This is a genomic window from Diaphorobacter sp. HDW4B, from assembly GCF_011305535.1.
Lineage (GTDB): Bacteria > Pseudomonadota > Gammaproteobacteria > Burkholderiales > Burkholderiaceae_C > Diaphorobacter_A.
The window spans coordinates 4,894,991-4,911,861 of sequence record NZ_CP049905.1 but is presented as its reverse complement, the minus strand read 5'-3'; the positions used below and the strand labels follow the sequence as shown (position 1 = coordinate 4,911,861).

Annotated in this window: 18 protein-coding genes; 13 read left to right on the top strand and 5 right to left on the bottom strand. The window is 63.3% G+C overall.

What is annotated here, in order from left to right:
- The first annotated feature begins 3 nt into the window (after nt 1–3).
- The 13 genes from G7048_RS22455 to G7048_RS22395 all read left to right on the top strand — a co-directional run bounded on the left by G7048_RS22455 (nt 4) and on the right by G7048_RS22395 (nt 12,459).
- Nucleotides 4–1,200, top strand: a complete 1,197-nt coding sequence (locus tag G7048_RS22455) for a cytochrome D1 domain-containing protein (protein WP_166070265.1) — start codon at nt 4–6, stop codon at nt 1,198–1,200.
- A gap of 2 nt (nt 1,201–1,202) precedes the next feature.
- Nucleotides 1,203–2,252, top strand: a complete 1,050-nt coding sequence (locus tag G7048_RS22450) for an Lrp/AsnC family transcriptional regulator (protein WP_166070264.1) — start codon at nt 1,203–1,205, stop codon at nt 2,250–2,252.
- On the top strand, nt 2,239–2,712 hold the full coding sequence (locus G7048_RS22445) for an Lrp/AsnC family transcriptional regulator (RefSeq protein WP_166070263.1): 474 nt from the start codon (nt 2,239–2,241) through the stop codon (nt 2,710–2,712). The genes G7048_RS22450 and G7048_RS22445 overlap by 14 nt, the downstream gene beginning before the upstream one ends.
- Complete coding sequence (locus G7048_RS22440; RefSeq protein ID WP_166070262.1) at nt 2,702–3,184, top strand: Lrp/AsnC family transcriptional regulator; 483 nt, start codon at nt 2,702–2,704, stop codon at nt 3,182–3,184. Before G7048_RS22445 ends, G7048_RS22440 begins: the two co-directional genes overlap by 11 nt.
- 2 nt (nt 3,185–3,186) lie before the next feature.
- Nucleotides 3,187–4,407, top strand: a complete 1,221-nt coding sequence (gene nirJ / locus G7048_RS22435) for a heme d1 biosynthesis radical SAM protein NirJ (RefSeq protein ID WP_166070261.1) — start codon at nt 3,187–3,189, stop codon at nt 4,405–4,407.
- Nucleotides 4,400–6,001 (top strand): nitrite reductase, encoded by a 1,602-nt coding sequence (locus G7048_RS22430; protein WP_166070260.1) that lies wholly within the window; start codon nt 4,400–4,402, stop codon nt 5,999–6,001. The genes nirJ and G7048_RS22430 overlap by 8 nt, the downstream gene beginning before the upstream one ends.
- Complete coding sequence (locus G7048_RS22425) at nt 5,998–6,603, top strand: cytochrome c oxidase subunit 3 (protein ID WP_240933078.1); 606 nt, start codon at nt 5,998–6,000, stop codon at nt 6,601–6,603. Before G7048_RS22430 ends, G7048_RS22425 begins: the two co-directional genes overlap by 4 nt.
- Nucleotides 6,604–6,613: 10 nt before the next feature.
- Complete coding sequence (locus G7048_RS22420) at nt 6,614–6,895, top strand: cytochrome C oxidase subunit IV family protein (RefSeq protein WP_166070259.1); 282 nt, start codon at nt 6,614–6,616, stop codon at nt 6,893–6,895.
- Nucleotides 6,896–6,963: 68 nt separating this feature from the next.
- On the top strand, nt 6,964–7,398 hold the full coding sequence (locus G7048_RS22415) for a cytochrome c (RefSeq protein WP_166070258.1): 435 nt from the start codon (nt 6,964–6,966) through the stop codon (nt 7,396–7,398).
- 15 nt (nt 7,399–7,413) lie between these two features.
- On the top strand, nt 7,414–8,868 hold the full coding sequence (locus G7048_RS22410; protein ID WP_166070257.1) for a cbb3-type cytochrome c oxidase subunit I: 1,455 nt from the start codon (nt 7,414–7,416) through the stop codon (nt 8,866–8,868).
- A 21-nt stretch (nt 8,869–8,889) separates the two neighbouring features.
- On the top strand, nt 8,890–9,738 hold the full coding sequence (locus tag G7048_RS22405; protein WP_371747585.1) for a CbbQ/NirQ/NorQ/GpvN family protein: 849 nt from the start codon (nt 8,890–8,892) through the stop codon (nt 9,736–9,738).
- A 31-nt stretch (nt 9,739–9,769) separates the two neighbouring features.
- A complete protein-coding gene (locus G7048_RS22400) occupies nt 9,770–11,611 on the top strand; it encodes a nitric oxide reductase activation protein NorD (protein WP_166070256.1) in 1,842 nt (613 codons plus the stop codon).
- A 95-nt stretch (nt 11,612–11,706) separates the two neighbouring features.
- On the top strand, nt 11,707–12,459 hold the full coding sequence (locus G7048_RS22395) for a Crp/Fnr family transcriptional regulator (protein WP_166070255.1): 753 nt from the start codon (nt 11,707–11,709) through the stop codon (nt 12,457–12,459).
- Nucleotides 12,460–12,479: 20 nt separating this feature from the next.
- Here the strand turns inward: G7048_RS22395 and G7048_RS22390 are convergent, their stop codons facing one another.
- The 5 genes from G7048_RS22390 to purD all read right to left on the bottom strand — a co-directional run bounded on the left by G7048_RS22390 (nt 12,480) and on the right by purD (nt 16,855).
- Nucleotides 12,480–13,097 (bottom strand): nucleoside triphosphate pyrophosphatase, encoded by a 618-nt coding sequence (locus tag G7048_RS22390; protein ID WP_166070254.1) that lies wholly within the window; start codon nt 13,095–13,097, stop codon nt 12,480–12,482.
- A 31-nt stretch (nt 13,098–13,128) separates the two neighbouring features.
- The gene (gene rlmH / locus G7048_RS22385) at nt 13,129–13,596 is read right to left on the bottom strand and encodes a 23S rRNA (pseudouridine(1915)-N(3))-methyltransferase RlmH (RefSeq protein ID WP_166070253.1); all 468 of its coding nucleotides are present in this window, start codon (nt 13,594–13,596) and stop codon (nt 13,129–13,131) included.
- A gap of 84 nt (nt 13,597–13,680) precedes the next feature.
- On the bottom strand, nt 13,681–14,433 hold the full coding sequence (gene rsfS / locus G7048_RS22380) for a ribosome silencing factor (protein WP_166070252.1): 753 nt from the start codon (nt 14,431–14,433) through the stop codon (nt 13,681–13,683).
- Nucleotides 14,434–14,612: 179 nt separating this feature from the next.
- Nucleotides 14,613–15,569, bottom strand: coding sequence for an oxygen-dependent coproporphyrinogen oxidase (gene hemF / locus G7048_RS22375; RefSeq protein WP_166070251.1), 957 nt, complete (start codon nt 15,567–15,569; stop codon nt 14,613–14,615).
- Nucleotides 15,569–16,855 (bottom strand): phosphoribosylamine--glycine ligase, encoded by a 1,287-nt coding sequence (gene purD / locus G7048_RS22370; RefSeq protein ID WP_166070250.1) that lies wholly within the window; start codon nt 16,853–16,855, stop codon nt 15,569–15,571. Before purD ends, hemF begins: the two co-directional genes overlap by 1 nt.
- Nucleotides 16,856–16,871 lie beyond the last annotated feature (16 nt).

Genomic DNA, 16,871 nt, shown 5'->3' with positions numbered 1-16,871 from the left:
TTCATGAAACGACGCACCCTCTTCTCCGCTGCTGCCGCAATGGCTCCCCTGGCGCTTTCGACCACCGCGCGCGCCAATGCAGCAGCCCCTGTGCTGATGGGCACGGGCGACCTCGGCGTGGTCATCGAGCGCGCAAGCGGCGCGATCTCCATCGTCAACACCAGCAACTGTGAGGCCATTGGCCGCGTGCAGGGGCTTGGTGACCTGTCGCACGCCTCGGTCGTGTTCTCGCGCGACGAGCGCTATGCCTATGTCTTCGGTCGCGATGGCGGTCTCAGCAAAGTCGATCTGCTGACCGAGACCATCACCCACCGCGTGATGCAGGCGGGCAACTCCATCGGCGGCGCGATCAACGCCGAAGGCTCGGTGGTCGCCGCGCAGAACTACACGCCTGGCGGCGTCAAGCTGTTCTGCGCCGCCAACCTCAGGCTGCTCGCCGATCTGCCCGCGACCACCTCAGACGGCAAACCATCGCGCGTCGTTGGTCTGGCCGACCTGCCCAACAAGCGTTTTGTCTACAGCCTGTTCGATGCGAATGCGATCTGTATCGCCGACTACGCAGACGTCACCCGACCCAAGGTCCACACCATTGCCGACATCGGCTCGCAACCCTATGACGCGCTGCTCAGCCCCAACGGCCGCCACTACATCGCAGGCCTGTTCGGTGAAGACGGTTTGGCGCTTGTCGATCTATGGGACGAGCACCCCCACGCGCGCCGCATTCTGAGCGGCTACGGCAAGGGCCAGAACCCGCTGCCCGTCTACAAGATGCCGCATCTGCGCGGCTGGGCCATCGCGGGGCCCTATGCCTATCTGCCCGCCATCGGCCGCCACGAGGTGCTGGTGGTGGACACCAACACCTGGCAGGAGGTCACGCGCATTCCGGTCGCAGGTCAGCCCGTGTTCGTGATGGCGCGGCCCGATGGTCGGCAGGTGTGGGTGAACTTTTCCGTGCCCGACTACGACCGCGTGCAGGTCATCGACACGCCCAGCCAGAAAGTGGTCGCCACGCTGCAGCCCGGCAAGGCCGTGATGCACATGGAATTCGCACCGCGCGGTCAGGCCGTGTGGATCAGTTGCCGCGACAGCAACGAGGTGAAGGTCTACGACACCCACACGCTCACGCAACGCACCACGCTCGCGATGAATGCGCCCAGCGGCATCTTCTTCACCGCACGCGCGCAGCGCATGGGACTGTAGCCATGCCCATCACCGACAGCACCGCCCTCGCCCTGCTCAACCAATGGCAACGCGGCTTTCCGCTGGTCGATGAGCCGTTTGCGGAAATCGGCGCGGCGCTGGGAATGAAGTGCTCGCAGGTGCTTGATCGCTACCAGCGGCTGAAAAACTCTGGCGCGTTCAGCCGCATCGGTGGCGTGTTCGCGCCGGGTGCCGGTGGAGCTTCGCTGCTGGCCGCCATGGCCGTTCCGCCGCATCTGCTGGAGCGCGTGGCGGCGCTGGTTTCCGCGCAGCCCGGCGTCAATCACAACTACGAACGCGAGCACGACATCAACCTCTGGTTCGTGGTCACAGGCCGCGACGCGCAGGATGTCGAGCAGCAGTTGCGCAGCATCGAAGCCGCCACGTCACTGCCCGTGCTGCGCCTGCCCATGCTGCGCGCGTTCCGCATCGACACCGCATTCGATCTTGAGGCCCACTCGCACGATCAGCAAGGCAGCGGCAGAACCCGCACCGCCGCCGCGCCCATCGCCCTGCACGAAGAACCGCTCGCTGCGCTGGTCGAGCAAGGGCTTGCGCTGTGCAGTCGCCCATTCGACCTGTGGGCCGAACGGCTTGACTGCGACGTCCCACACATCCATTCGCAGCTCGCCCGCTGGACCGATCTCGGCTCGCTCAGCCGCTTTGGCGTGGTCGTACGGCACCATGAAGTGGGCTTTCGCGCGAATGCCATGACGGTGTTTCAGGTGCCTCAAGAGATGCTTGAGCGTTGCGGCGATGCGCTCGCACATTTCCCCGGCGTCACGCTGGTTTACCAACGCGCGACAGCCGAAGGCTGGCCGTTCAACCTCTATTGCATGGTGCATGGGCGCGACCGCTTCAACGTGCTGCAGACCATTTCGTCGGCCATTCGCCATGCCGGGCTGAGCAACTACCCCAGCCGCATTCTTTTTTCGCGCACGCGCTTCAAGCAGACCGGCGCACGGCGCTTTGCCTCTCATTTGCAGGTTTCTCATCCCTCCACAAATATGCCAACAGAGACACCCAAGGAGAAAGAACATGCTCACAGCTGAAGACGCCCTGCTGATCGAACATCTGCACGGCAATTTCCCACTGGTGGAACGTCCGTTCGACGCCGTTGCCGCCGAGCTGGGCTGGAGCGAGGAGCAAGTGCTCAAGCGCCTCGGCCTGCTGCTCACGCAAGGCGTGCTCACGCGTTTTGGCCCGCTGTTCCAGATCGAGCGCGCGGGCGGCCAGTTTCTGCTCGCGGCCATGGCCGTGCCCGAAGAGCGCTTTGACGACATCACGATTGCGGTGAACTCGTTTCCCGAAATCGCGCACAACTACCGGCGCGATCATGAACTCAACATGTGGTTCGTGATCGCCGCCGAATCGCCCGAACAGGCCAGTGCCGTGGCCGCGCGCATCGAAGCGGAAACAGGTCTGAAAGTGGCGGTGTTTCCCAAGGAAGAAGAGTTCTTCGTCGAACTCAAGCTGCAACCGCTGGTCGGGGAGGCACGCCATGGCGCTTGATGATTTCGACCGCGCACTGATCGCCGCAACACAGTCGGGCCTACCGCTGCTCGCCCGCCCTTATGACGCCGTGGGTGCCACGCTGGGCGTGTCCGGCGAGCGTGTGCAGCAGCGCCTCGCCGAGATGCTGGCGCAAGGCCTGATTCGCCGCATTGGCGCGGTGCCCAACCATTACCGGCTTGGCTATGTGGCCAACGGCATGAGCGTGTGGGACATCGCCGATGAGCGCGTCTCCGAACTCGGCAAGCTCGTCGCCGCGCTGCCCGAGGTGAGCCACTGCTACCGCCGCCCGCGCCATCTGCCGCAGTGGCCCTACAACCTGTTCGTGATGCTGCACGGCCAAAGCCGCGAGCATGTGCAGGCACAGGCCGACCGCATCGCCGCCATGCTGGGCGAAGCCTGCCGCGCGCGCGACATTCTGTATTCCACCGCGATTCTCAAGAAAACCGGACTGCGTCTGAAGGAGGTCTAGCCATGTTCCGTATCAGCCAATACATGCGAGAGCTCAAAACCGCCGAGGAAACCGGCCACTACCCCTATGTGCAGGACCGCAAGGCCAAGGGGCCGGTGGTGATCTGGAACCTGATCCGCCGCTGCAACCTGACCTGCAAGCACTGCTACTCGTTCTCTGCGGACCATGAATACACGGGTGGCCTCGACACCGACGAGGTCTACACCGTCATGGACGACCTGCGCCAGTTCGGCGTGCCCGCGCTGATTCTCTCGGGCGGCGAGCCGCTACTCAGGCCCGATCTGTTCAAAGTGCATGAGTACGCGCGGCAACTCGGCTTCTACACGGGCCTGTCGACCAACGGCACGCTGATCGACGAAGACACGGCCCAGCGCATTGCCGATTCGCACTTCGACTATGTGGGCATCAGCCTCGACGGGCTGCGCATCATCCACGACAAGTTCCGCCGCATGAATGGCGCGTTCGACAAGAGCCTGGCGGCGATTCGCCATCTCACCAAACTCAAGGTGAAGGTCGGCCTGCGCTACACCATGACGTCGATGAACGCAGATGATTTTCCGGCGCTGCTGCAGCTCATGCGCGATGAAGGCGCGCAGAAGTTCTACTTTTCGCACCTGAATTACGCCGGTCGCGGCAACGTGCATCGCGACAAGGATGCCGACCATCTCGCCACGCGCGAGGCGCTCGATCTGCTGTTCGATCACGCATGGCAGTCGGCCTGCGATGGGCTGGACGAGGAATACGTGAGTGGCAACAACGACGCCGACGGCATCTACCTGCTGCAGTGGGTGCAGCAGCACATGCCGCAATGGGCGCCCGACGTGTATGCGCGACTGGTCTCGTGGGGCGGCAACGCCAGCGGCCAGATGGTGGCCAACATCGACAACCTCGGCAACGTCCATCCCGACACCATGTGGTGGCACCACAACCTGGGCAATGTGCGCGTGCGCCCGTTCTCGCACATCTGGCGCGACATGGGCGACCCGCTCATGGCAGGACTCAACCAGCGCCCTCGCCCGGTGCAAGGTCGCTGTGCGCAATGCCGCTATCTCAACATCTGCAACGGCAACACCCGCGTGCGTGCGCAGCAGATGACCGGCAACCCGTGGGCCGACGATCCCGGCTGCTACCTCACCGACGAGGAAATCGGCGCACCGCCGACCATCGTCAACACCGCGCCCTTCGTCGCCCGAAACAGAACGATTGCGATCCACCATGCCTGACCCCGACAAACCCTCGTTGATCGCCACCCTCGCGCTCGCCGCGTCCTTGCTTGCAGTGGGCTGGTTCAGCGCGCCCGTTCAAGCGCAGAGCGCGAACCATGCGCGCGTCGGCGGCGTTGGTGACTTGTACCAACAGCATTGCGCGGCCTGCCACGGCACGGATCGCATCGGCGGCATGGGCCCGGCGCTGCTGCCCGAAAGTCTGGAGCGCACGCGCGCCGACGAGATCATTCGCGTGATCACCCACGGACGCGCGGCCACGCAGATGCAGGGCTTTTCCGGGCAGTTGTCGCAGGCGGAAATCAAGGAGCTGGCAACGTGGGTACGCCAACCCGCTGCGACGCCGCCGCACTGGAGCGAGTCCGACATCACCGCATCGCGCAGCTTTTTCCCGGCCGAAAAAAACGAGCCCGCCAAGCCGCTGTGGAATGCCGATCCGATGAATCTCTTCCTCGTCGTGGAAGGCGGCGATCACCATGTCTCGCTGCTCGACGGCGACCGGCTCGAAGTCATCACACGCTTTGCCTCTCGCTACGCGCTGCACGGCGGGCCGAAGTTCACGCCCGATGGGCGCTATGTGTTTTTCGGCTCGCGCGACGGCTGGATCACCAAATACGACCTGTGGCGGCTGCGCGTGGTGGCCGAGGTGCGCGCGGGCCTGAACATGCGCAACGTCGCGGTCAGCAGTGATGGCCGCTATGTGATGGCCGCCAACTACCTGCCGCACACGCTCGCGGTGTTCGATGCCGACCTGCAACTGGTGCGCACCTACGACGCGAAATCGCAAGACGGCAAAAGCAGCTCGCGCGTTTCTGCGGTCTACGACGCCGCGCCGCGCAAGAGCTTTGTAGTGGCGCTCAAGGACATCGCCGAGATCTGGGAGATTCCATATGGCAGCGCCCAGCCTCGGGCCGACCTGCAGACCAGCACCATGGCCGATGCGATGGCGCATCTGAGTGTGCAGCGCACGCCACTCAGCGAGCCGCTGGACGACTTCTTCTTCGACCAGTCCTACCGCCATGTGCTGGGCGCGACCCGCCCCAAGCGCGAAGGCGACGCTCAACCCGGCGCGCAGGTCGTCGATCTGGACCTGCGCCGCAAGACCGCCGACCTGCCGATCAGCGGCATGCCGCATCTGGGCTCGGGCATCACGTTCGCGTGGAACGGCACGACGGTGCTGGCGAGCCCGAATCTGGGCACAGGTGCCATCGACGTGATCGACATGCAGACCTGGCAACCCGTTCGCACGCTCGCCATGCCCGGCCCCGGCTTCTTCATGCGCAGCCATGAAAGCACGCCGTATGCGTGGACCGATTCGATGATGAGCAAGACCGCCAAGGACACGCTCACCATCATCGACAAGCGCACGCTGGAAATTGCCGGTCAGGTGAAGGAGCCCGGCAAGACGCTCGCGCACATCGAGTTCACCCGCGACGGCAAATATGCGCTCGCCAGTCTCTGGGAAATGGACGGCGCAGTGATCGTCTACGACGCCAATTCCTTCAAGGAAATCAAGCGCCTGCCGATGAGCAAGCCGGTCGGCAAATACAACGTGTGGAACAAGATCACGCGCAGCGAAGGAACCTCGCATTGAGTTCGCCCGCATTCGAGATTCCGTCGAGCCAGAAAGACGAAGAACCACCCACGCGCCTGCCCGGCGATCTCGTGGTCTGGTTCTTCGTGGGCTTGGAGCTGGCCACGTTCGGCCTGCTGTTTCTGGCGTTTGCGTTCACCCGATTGCTGCAGCCGGACGTGTTCGCCAAGGGTCAGGCAAGTCTCGATCAATCGGTCGGTGCCATCAACACGCTGCTGCTGATCAGCGCCAGCGCCTGCGCGGCCCACGCGCTCGCCAGTGTGCGGGCGAACCATCACAGAACGGCCACGCGCTGGCTTTTTTGCGCCCTGCTGCTCGGCGGCGGATTTCTGGTGCTCAAGACCCATGAATACCTCGCCAAATGGCGCGCTGGCGTCGATTTTGCAAGCAACGACTTCTACATTCTGTGGACCATGCTCACCGGCTTTCACTTCATGCATGTGATGGCGGGTTGCGTGATCTTTGCGTTGCTGCTGCGCCCGGTCGCTCAAGGCCGCTACAGCGCGGACGACTGCAACGCGCTGGAGTCGGGTTGCGTGTTCTGGCACATGGTCGATCTGCTGTGGATCGTGCTGTTTCCGCTGGTCTATCTCATGCGCTGAAAGCCCATTCATGCACCGCACCGAACGCAATGAAGCCCGCCGCATCAACCTTGCCTGGGCCATCCTCGTCATCGCCACACTGGCCTCGTGGTGGCTGGCCGAAGACCCCAGCGCGCACCGCCTCGGGCTGATCGCCTCGGGCATCGTGTTGGCGCTTTCCGCCATCAAAGGCCTGGTGATCGCGCTTGATTTCATGGAGTTGGGCCATGCCCCCAAGCTCTGGCGCAGATCGCTTCTGGCTTGGCTGTGCGTCATTCTGGCGGTCATTTTTGCGACCCGATTTTTTTCTTGACCCGGTTCAATTACAAAAACCAAGCAAAAAAGGAGGATTAAGCCCTCAGGATCGATGGAGGGCTTCATATGAGCCAGAAAACCGGCGGGTTCACCAAGCAAATGGCCCGCAACATGTTCTACGGCGGAACCGCTTTTTTCGCGCTGCTCTTCGCAGCGATGATTTTCGACAGCGAACGCCGCATCCCCGAGCGCTCCAACGCGCATGAGATCACGCCCGCCGTCGTGGCAGGCAAAAAGATCTGGGAAACCCGCAACTGCATCGGCTGCCACACGCTGCTTGGTGAAGGCGCGTACTTCGCGCCCGAACTGGGCAACGTCTACAAGCGCCGTGGCCCCGATTTCATCAAGGCGTGGATGGGTGCCATGCCCTCGCACTCGCCGGGCCGCAGGCAAATGCCGCAATTCAATCTGAGCGAAAAGCAGACCAGCGATCTCGTCGAGTTCCTCAAATGGACAGGCGAGATCAACACCGAAAACTGGCCGCCCAACATCGAAGGTTGAACAAGGAGCATCGCAATGAAAAATCCGACCCTCAAAAATCCGGTACTCAAATACCAAAGCCAATCCGTCGCCAAGCTGTATTTCATCGCAGCCATGGCGCTGTTCGCCGGGCAGATCATCTTCGGCGTCGCGCTCGGGCTGCAATACCTGATCGGCGACCTGTTCTTCCCGTACGTCCCGTTCAACATCGCCCGCATGGTGCACACCAATCTGCTGATCGTGTGGCTGCTGTTCGGCTTCATGGGCGCTGGTTACTACATCGTGCCCGAAGAGTCAGAGACCGAGCTGCACAGCCCGGCACTCGCCATCGCACTGTTCTGGATCTTCCTGGCAGCCGGTGCGCTCACCATCGTCGGCTATCTGGCCCTGCCCTACGCCAAATTGGCGGAGCTGACCGGCAACGACCTGCTGCAGACCATGGGCCGCGAGTTCCTTGAGCAACCGCTGCCCACCAAGGTCGGCATCGTGGTCGTCGCGCTCGGCTTTCTCTACAACCTCACCATGACCATTCTGAAAGGCCGCAAGACCAGCGTCTCCGTGGTGCTGATGATCGGTCTGTGGGGGCTGGCGCTGATGTTCCTGTTCAGCTTCGTCAATCCGCACAATCTGGTGCGCGACAAGATGTACTGGTGGTTCGTGGTCCACCTCTGGGTGGAAGGCGTGTGGGAGCTGATCCTCGGCGCGCTGCTGGCCTTCGTGCTCATCAAGGTGACCGGCGTGGACCGCGAGGTGATCGACAAGTGGCTGTACGTGATCATCGCCTTCGCGCTGATGACCGGCCTGCTCGGCACCGGCCACCACTACTACTTCATCGGCATGCCCGCGTACTGGAAGTGGGTCGGCAGCATCTTCTCGGCGCTGGAGCCACTGCCCTTCTTCATGATGACGCTGTTCGCGTTCAACATGGTCAAGCAACGCCGCCGCGAGCATCCCAATCAGGCCGCCATCGTGTGGGCACTGGGCACGGCCGTCGTCGGTTTCCTCGGCGCGGGTGTCTGGGGCTTCATCCACACGCTGAGCGTGGTGAACTACTACACGCACGGCTCGCAGCTCACCGCAGCGCACGGCCATCTGGCTTTCTACGGTGCCTACGTGCTGGTCGTGATCACGCTGATCAGCTATGCCATGCCGCAACTGCGCGGACGCCTGGCCAACAGCCCCGAAGCGCAGCGCCTTGAAATCCGCAGCTTCTGGATCATGACCATCGGCATGTCGATCATGGTGATCGCCCTGACCGCTGCCGGTGTGCACCAGGTCTGGCTGCAACGCCTGCCGACCGAAAACGCCATGGGCTTCATGGCGACGCAAGACCAATTGCGCGGCTATTACTGGGCTCGTGTGCTGGGTGGCGTGATCTTCCTTGTGGGTCAGTTCACCTACTTCGCAAGCTTCTTCGTCAAGGGCACCCATGTGCTGCCCGAAGCAAAGAACCAAGCGATCAAGCCCGGCCTCACACCGCAAGCCGCCTGACCCTCAAGAGGAGCCACGTTCATGGACCACAGCGAAACCCTGCACATGCCGCAAGCCGATGCGCTTCACGACGTGGCTCAACTCTTGAGCGAACCCACGCTGCCGTACTACGTAGCGGCAAGTGACGAATGCGCACTGTTCGAGCATGCCTACCGGCAGCGCCTGCCGGTGCTCATCAAGGGCCCGACAGGCTGCGGCAAGACGCGCTTTGTCGAACACATGGCCGCTCGCCTCGGGCGCGAGCTCATCACGGTGAGCTGCCATGACGATCTCTCCGCCGCCGATCTGGTCGGTCGCCATCTCATCAGCGATGGTGGCACGCGCTGGGCCGACGGCCCCCTCACCCGCGCTGTTCGCACTGGTGCGATCTGCTACCTCGACGAAGTGGTCGAGGCCCGCAAGGACACCACCGTCGTGCTGCACCCGCTGGCCGACGACCGCCGCGTGCTGCCCATCGAGCGCACGGGCGAAGAACTGCATGCCGCCGACGGCTTCATGCTGGTGGTGAGCTACAACCCCGGTTATCAGAACGTGCTCAAGGGCCTCAAGCCCAGCACGCGCCAGCGCTTTGTGGCGCTGCAATTCGACTACCCACCCGCCCATGTCGAGCGCGAGATTCTGCTGCGCGAATCCGGCGTGGATGCGCAGGTGGCCGATCAACTGGTGGCGCTGGCTCAAGCACTCAGACGTCTGACCGAACAAGACCTCGAAGAAACCGTGAGCACCCGCCTGCTCGTGATGGCCGCACGCCTTGCCGCCAGCGGCCTGCCGCTCGCCAAAGCCTGCCGTGCCGCGATTGTCGATGCGCTGACCGACGACGCCGAAACCGTCGATGCGCTGTCGGAACTGGTCACAGCCGTCATGGGCTGAGCCGCACACACAACAGAAGTGGAGCCCCGACATGGAAGAATGGGTTGGACGTCAATGGCACCGCTTCATCACCAGCGTGGCCGAGCAGCGCGCGCCGCACGCCGCCGTGCATCTGGCCGACATGCAACGCACCATCGGTCTGCTGTTTCGTGCTGGCGGCGGCGACTCGGGCACACGCATCGCGCAGGCCGGACGCAGCCGCACCGGCGGCCCGCGCAGCCTGCTGCAACGCGTGGCGGGCAGCACCAGTTCGGCGGAACTGGGCACCTGGCAGCAGGACACGCTGGCGCTGCCGCAGAGCATCAGCCTGTTTGATGATCCCTCACTGAACCGCGCGCTCTACCTGTGGCTCGCCGCGCTGGGCTCATGCATCCGGCCCGACATGCCCTGGCTGTCGAGCAACGTGCTGGCCACATCGCGCGCACTCAAACGCTTTGCCGGACTGCAGCCCGCCTACGAACGCTTGCTGGCAGCACAACTGGCCGAGCGCCCCGATCCCGCATCCCTGCGCGGCCCGCAGGCGCAAGCCGAACTGGCACTGCAGAACGCGATGCGCAAAAAACATGTTTCCGTCGCGGCGCAATCCGTCACACCGCAGGACGTGGCACCGGTCTGGCTGTGGTTTGTGTTCCCGACAAGCGCAGAGAAAAGCCCAGCCGCCCAACCCGCGCCGCAAAAGGAACAGACCAATTCCGCCAAGGCCTTGCAGGACGCTTGCCGCCGCGCGGCCAAGCGTGTGGAAGACGAACGCAACGGCGCGCCGCTGGTCATGTTCTTTCGCGCCGAATCGATTCTGTCGTGGGCCGAGTTCACCAAGGTCAACCGCGCCGACGATGACGACGACGATGGCCGCCAGCTCGACGCCGCCAACGACATGGAAGAGCTGGCCATCGCCAATGACGGCAGCTCCATCGCATCGCGCGTGAAATTCGATCTCGATCTGCCCAGCGCCGCGCATGACGATCAGCCGCTCGGCGAAGGCATGCCTTTCCCCGAATGGGATTGGCGCAAAGAGCGCCTGCAGCCCGACCACTGCGCCGTGCAGGTCATGGTTAGCCAAGGCGCGGAACCGCACGAGCCCGATGCCAGGCTGCGCAGCATCTCGCGGCGCATGAAGCGGCATCTGGATCTGGCCCGTCAGGCACCGGACCGCATTCGCGGCTGCACCGATGGCGATGAGATCGATCTGGACGGCTGGGTGCGCCATCAGGCAGAAACCCTGTGCGCGCCGCGGCGGGCCTTGCGCAGCGCCTGCCCGCCGATCTACATCCAGCGCCGCCGCAGCCAGCACAGCCTGGCCAGCCTGCTGCTGGCCGATCTGTCCCAGTCCACCGACGCCTACGCCACGCCCGACGCCCGCGTGATCGAGCTGATTCGCGATTCGCTGCAAGTGTTCGGCGAAGCGCTCAGCGCCAGCGGCGATGCGTTCGAGATGCTCGGCTTTTCGTCGGTGCGCAGGCAGCATGTGCGCATCCAATATCTCAAGGGCTTTGACGAGCGCTGGAGCCCCGTCACGCAGGCCCGCGTGCAGGCCATCAAGCCGGGCTACTACACGCGCATGGGCGCTGCGATCCGCTACGCCACGCAGCGTCTTTCGGAGCGACCCGAGCGGCAACGCCTGCTGCTGATCCTCACCGACGGCAAGCCCAACGATCTCGACATCTACGAAGGCCGCTACGGCCTCGAGGACACGCGCCACGCGATTCAGGAGGCGCGCAGCGCCGGGCTGACGCCGTTCTGCGTGACCATCGACACCTCGGCGCACGACTATCTGCCGCATCTGTTCGGCTCGCATGGCTACACGCTGATCCACCGACCGCAGGAGCTCAACCACCGGCTGGCCCGACTCTATGCCGAGCTCACACGAAACTGATTTCCGTCAATTTTTCCGGAACATCTTGTTTCAGATCATCAGAGGGGCAGCCGAAAAAAACTCTAATCGAGCGAACAACATCCAAAGACCACGTCATGGACCTACAGCACTTCGATATCCCACGATATCTCGCCGCCCTCCCCTTGTTCCAGGAAATGACCAGCGCCGAACTGCAGCGCCTTGCCACGGGCTGCCGCCTGCGGCGCTTCTCGCGCGGCGACACGGTTTTCCGCGTCGGCACGCCGTGCGAGGAGTTCCATGTGACGGTCAATGGCCAGGTCAAGCTGTATGCGCTGTCGCCCGCCGGGCAAGAAAAGATCATTGAGCTTGCAGGCCCCGGCATCACCTTTGCCGAAGCGCTGATGTTCACCGACAAGCCCTATATCGTGAACGCACAGGCGCTGGCCGATTCGCTGCTGCTGAGCGTCGGCAAAGCCGCCGTGGTGCGTGAAATCGAAAGCGATCCGCGCTTTGCCATGCGCATGCTGGCGGGCATCTCGCGGCGGTTGCATGGATTGGTGCACGACGTGCAGGCCTATTCGCTGCACAGCGGCATGCAGCGCGTCATCGGCTATCTGCTCAACTCGTTGCCCGAAGATGTGGAAGACGCCGCCGCCCTCGCCTTGGCGAGCACCGGTTGCGGCGCGCGCCCCACGTCGCTCAAGGTGCGCACGCTCGACATTTCGCTGCCGGTGAGCAAGGCGACGATTGCCTCGCGGCTGTCGATCACGCCCGAGTATTTTTCACGCGTGCTGCACGACCTCGAAGCCGAAGGCCTGATTCGCATGGACAAGCGCGACATCCATATTCCGGATGCCACACGGCTGGCCAATCACACGCTGCAATAAAGCGCCAGCATAGCCGAAGGTCAGACCGCGATCACGCCCGCTGCGCGCAGCAGTTGGGCGGTTTCATACAACGGCAGCCCCATGATGCCGGTGTAGCTGCCATTCAGGTTGGCCACGTACTGCGCCACCGGCCCTTGGATGCCATACGCGCCCGCCTTGCCCATGGGCTCGCCGCTAGCCACATAGGCATCGATCTGCGCCTCGGTCATCGGCGCAAACTTCACGCGCGATTCGGACAGCGCCGTCAGCCGCTTGTTGCCCACCTGCAGCGCAACAGCGGTCAGCACGCGGTGTTCATTGCCCGCCAACTCCGCCAGCATGCGCTTGGCATCGGCCGCGTCTTCCGGCTTTCCGTAGATCTTGCGACCCAGCGCCACGGTCGTGTCGGAGCACAGAATCGGCGCGACGGCCAGGCCTCGACGCTCAAGGCGTGCCACCGCCGCATCCAGCTTCAATCCCGTCACGCGCTCCACGTAGTCCAGCGGCAACTCGCCCGGCAGCACGGCTTCGATCGCCTCGGCATCCTCCTGCACATCATCGGCCTCGTTGGGCAGCAGCAGCGAATGGCGCACGCCCAACTGCTCCAGCAATTGGCGGCGACGAGGACTCTGGGACGCAAGGTAGATGAAATCGGGCATGGGCGAGAAAGATGAAAAATCGTTGAGATGGTTACTCGCGATGATACGGATGACCGGCATTCACCGACCACGCGCGGTACAACTGTTCGATGAGCAGCACGCGCACCATCGCGTGCGGCAAGGTCAGGTCAGACAGGCGAATGCGCTCGTGCGCGGCTTGGCGGAAAGCGGGATCAAGCCCGTCCGGCCCGCCGATGACCAGCGCCACGTCGTCGCCACTCAACTGCCAGTCACTCAGCCGCGTTGCCAGTGCCTTGGTGGTCAAGTTGGTGCCGCGTTCGTCCAGCGCCACGATGCGCGTGCCGCGCGGAATCGCGGCTTCGATGCGTTCGCGCTCGGCGGCGTAGAGGTTTTCCAGCGTCTTGGAGCCACGCGGCTCGGTCTTCACCGCCTTGAGCTCGACCTTGATTTCATGCGGAAAGCGCTTGGCGTAATCGTCATAGGCCGTCTGCGCCCAGTCCGGCACGCGCTGGCCCACGGCGACGATCAATATCTTCATTTTTTCTTACCCTCCAATGCAAAAGAGGCCTGCCGCTTGCACGGCAGAACCTCCTTGGGTGTCGTCATGCGACCGCAGTGCGCATCAAGCCTTGCGAGCAGGCGCCTTGCGCGCTGGTGCCTTCTTGACCGCAGCAGCGGCCTTGGGCGAAGCCTTCTTGTTGGCAGAGGGCTTGTTGACCTTCACGATTTGGACGGGTGCTGCCTTGGCCGCTGGCTTGCGTGCTGCTGCGGGCTTGGCTGCAGACTTTGCGGCTGGCTTGGCAGCAGCAGACCTGGCCGATGTCGCTGGTGCAGCCTTCTTGGCGGCAGCTGGCTTCTTCGCTGCAGCGGCCTTGGGTGCTGCGGCTTTTGGAGCAGCAGCGGCAGTCTTGCGTGCCGGAGCCTTCTTGGCCGCAGGCTTCTTCTTGCCTTCGGCGCTGGCGTCTTCCGATGCCATCACCTTACGTGGCTTGACCGCGCCGAGCTTCAGGCGAACCGGGGTTTCGCCCCAGATTTCTTCCAGACGGTAATACTGGCGGATCGCGGGTTGCATGATGTGCGCCACGGCCTGGCCGCAGTCCACAATGATCCATTCGCCGTTTTCTTCGCCTTCGATGCGTGGCTTGGAGAAGCCCGCTTCCTTGACGGCATCGCGCACGCTGGAGGCCAGCGCCTTGGTCTGGCGGTTGGAGTTGCCGGTCGCGACGATCACGCGCTCGAACAGCGGCGACAGCGATTCGGTGTTGAAGACCTGGATGTCAACTGCCTTGACGTCCTCCAGTCCATCAACGATGGCGCGTTGGAGCTTGGTCACGTCTTTTTTTGCGGCGGTTTCCGATTTGGGGGATGTGGTCATCAGTCAGTCTTCAATCAATGAAAGGAAGATGAGGTTTTCAATATAACGCGCCCGCGCGGTTTTGGGCAGTAGGACTGCAACCCGGGGAACGTGTCGAAAATCTTAAAAATAAAATGGATGGCACCTGCTTCACAAGCGCCATCCGCTGAAAAATTATAGGCAATCGCGAGAATCGGGGCTCAGACCCAGTCTCGTCGCTGCAAAAAATGCGATGTCAATCGCTCTTCGGGCGAGCCCGCTTCGTCCTTGCGCTGATACGACCAGCTCACCAACGGCGGCATCGACAGCAGGATCGATTCGGTGCGTCCACCGGACTGCAGACCGAAGTGCGTGCCGCGATCCCAGACCAGATTGAACTCGACATAACGGCCACGGCGATAGAGCTGGAACTCGCGCTCGCGCTCGCCATACGGAGTGTTCACGCGGCGCTCGACGATCGGCAGATACGACTTGAGGAACGCATCGCCCACGCTTTGCAGCATGTTGAAGCTCTGCTCGAATCCAAGCTCCGAGAAGTCGTCGAAGAAGATCCCGCCCACGCCGCGCTGTTCATTGCGGTGCTTGTTGCAGAAGTACTCGTCGCACCATTCCTTGAAGCGCGGATAAAGCCCTTCACCGAAAGGTGCCAAGGCATCGCGGCACACGCCGTGGAAATGCTGGGCGTCCTCATCGAAGCCGTAATACGGCGTCAGATCCATGCCACCGCCAAACCAGCACACCGGCTCGGCACCGGGCTTGCCCGCCGCGATCATGCGCACGTTCATGTGCACGGTCGGCACATACGGATTGCGCGGATGGAACACCAGCGACACGCCCATGGCCTCAAAAGGCGCACCGGCCAATTCAGGGCGATGCTGCGTGGCCGAAGGCGGCAACTGTGGGCCTCGCACATGCGAGAAGCCACAGCCCGCGCGTTCGAACACGCGGCCGTTTTCCATGATCTTGGTGATGCCATTGCCTTGCAGACGCTCCTCGGGGCCCTTGCTCCAAGCATCGGCCAAAAAGCGTGCGCCACCCGCATCGGTCGGACCTTCGATGGCTTCGAGCGCCTCGGTGATCCGCGCCTGCAGATCCACAAGGTAGTCACGCACCCGGCTCACGCGGTGGGCCGGATTGAGCGGTGTCGCTGCCTGCATCACGAATGCTGCTTGACTGCGCGGTAGCCGATGTCGCGGCGGTATTGCGCGCCGTCGAAATAGATGCCACGCGCCACGTCGTACGCACGCTGCTGCGCCTGCTTGACGTTGTCGGCCAGCGCCGTCACGCACAACACGCGACCGCCGCTGGTGCGCAGCACGCCGTCCTTGAGTTCGGTACCGGCATGGAACACCATCGCGTCTTCAGCTTCTGCCGGTAGACCGGTGATCGCGTCGCCCTTGCGAGGCGCTTCGGGATAGCCGTGAGCCGCCATCACCACGCCCAGCGCGGTGCGACGATCCCATTGCAGTTCGACCTGATCGAGCTTGCCGTCCACCGCAGCACCCAGCACGTCCACCAGATCGCTTTTCAGGCGCATCATGATCGGCTGGGTTTCAGGATCGCCCATGCGGCAATTGAATTCCAGCGTCTTGGGATGGCCCTTGGCGTCGATCATCAGACCGGCGTACAGGAAACCGGTGTACGGAATGCCGTCCTTTTCCATGCCACGGATCGTGGGCAGGATGATTTCGCGCATCGCACGGGCGTGCACATCGGCAGTGACCACCGGAGCCGGAGAGTACGCGCCCATGCCGCCCGTGTTCGGACCCTGGTCGCCGTCCTTCAGACGCTTGTGATCCTGGCTGGTCGCCATCGCGGCCACGTTCTTGCCGTCGCACAGCACGATGAACGAAGCTTCCTCGCCTTCGAGGAACTCTTCGATCACGACGCGCGCGCCGCCATCGTTGTGGGCCACGCCGTACTTGTTGTCCACCAGCATGAAGTCGACCGCGTCGTGCGCTTCCTGCACGGTCGTGGCCACCACCACGCCCTTGCCTGCGGCCAGACCGTCGGCCTTGACCACGATGGGCGCGCCCAGCTTGTCGATGAAGGCATGTGCCGCCACCGGGTCGCTGAAGGTTTCATAGGCTGCCGTGGGAATGCCATGGCGCTTCATGAAGTCCTTGGAGAACGCCTTGGAGCTTTCGAGCTGCGCGGCCGCCTTGGTGGGGCCGAAGATGCGCATGCCGTGGGCACGGAACTCGTCCACCACACCAGCGGCGAGCGGCGCTTCCGGGCCGACCACGGTCAGGTTGATCTTTTCGTTCTGCGCCCATGCACGCAGCTCAGCGGGGTCGCTGATCGGCACACCGACGAAATCGGGGTTCAGGGCTGTGCCGCCGTTGCCCGGCGCCACAAAAACCTTGGAGACCTTGGGCGAGCTGTTGAGCTTCCAGGCCATTGCGTGTTCTCGGCCGCCGCCACCAATCACGAGGACTTTCATTGTCTTGTCTTGGCCT

Coding starts and splice junctions, on each gene's coding strand:
- purD (WP_166070250.1), bottom strand. CDS start 16,855: ATGAAAGTCCTCGTGATTGGTGGCGGCGGCCGAGAACACGCAATGGCC.
- nirJ (WP_166070261.1), top strand. CDS start 3,187: ATGTTCCGTATCAGCCAATACATGCGAGAGCTCAAAACCGCCGAGGAA.
- G7048_RS22445 (WP_166070263.1), top strand. CDS start 2,239: ATGCTCACAGCTGAAGACGCCCTGCTGATCGAACATCTGCACGGCAAT.
- G7048_RS22455 (WP_166070265.1), top strand. CDS start 4: ATGAAACGACGCACCCTCTTCTCCGCTGCTGCCGCAATGGCTCCCCTG.
- hemF (WP_166070251.1), bottom strand. CDS start 15,569: ATGCAGGCAGCGACACCGCTCAATCCGGCCCACCGCGTGAGCCGGGTG.
- G7048_RS22415 (WP_166070258.1), top strand. CDS start 6,964: ATGAGCCAGAAAACCGGCGGGTTCACCAAGCAAATGGCCCGCAACATG.
- rsfS (WP_166070252.1), bottom strand. CDS start 14,433: ATGACCACATCCCCCAAATCGGAAACCGCCGCAAAAAAAGACGTGACC.
- G7048_RS22450 (WP_166070264.1), top strand. CDS start 1,203: ATGCCCATCACCGACAGCACCGCCCTCGCCCTGCTCAACCAATGGCAA.
- G7048_RS22395 (WP_166070255.1), top strand. CDS start 11,707: ATGGACCTACAGCACTTCGATATCCCACGATATCTCGCCGCCCTCCCC.
- G7048_RS22420 (WP_166070259.1), top strand. CDS start 6,614: ATGCACCGCACCGAACGCAATGAAGCCCGCCGCATCAACCTTGCCTGG.
- G7048_RS22410 (WP_166070257.1), top strand. CDS start 7,414: ATGAAAAATCCGACCCTCAAAAATCCGGTACTCAAATACCAAAGCCAA.
- G7048_RS22405 (WP_371747585.1), top strand. CDS start 8,890: ATGGACCACAGCGAAACCCTGCACATGCCGCAAGCCGATGCGCTTCAC.
- G7048_RS22400 (WP_166070256.1), top strand. CDS start 9,770: ATGGAAGAATGGGTTGGACGTCAATGGCACCGCTTCATCACCAGCGTG.
- rlmH (WP_166070253.1), bottom strand. CDS start 13,596: ATGAAGATATTGATCGTCGCCGTGGGCCAGCGCGTGCCGGACTGGGCG.
- G7048_RS22440 (WP_166070262.1), top strand. CDS start 2,702: ATGGCGCTTGATGATTTCGACCGCGCACTGATCGCCGCAACACAGTCG.
- G7048_RS22390 (WP_166070254.1), bottom strand. CDS start 13,097: ATGCCCGATTTCATCTACCTTGCGTCCCAGAGTCCTCGTCGCCGCCAA.
- G7048_RS22430 (WP_166070260.1), top strand. CDS start 4,400: ATGCCTGACCCCGACAAACCCTCGTTGATCGCCACCCTCGCGCTCGCC.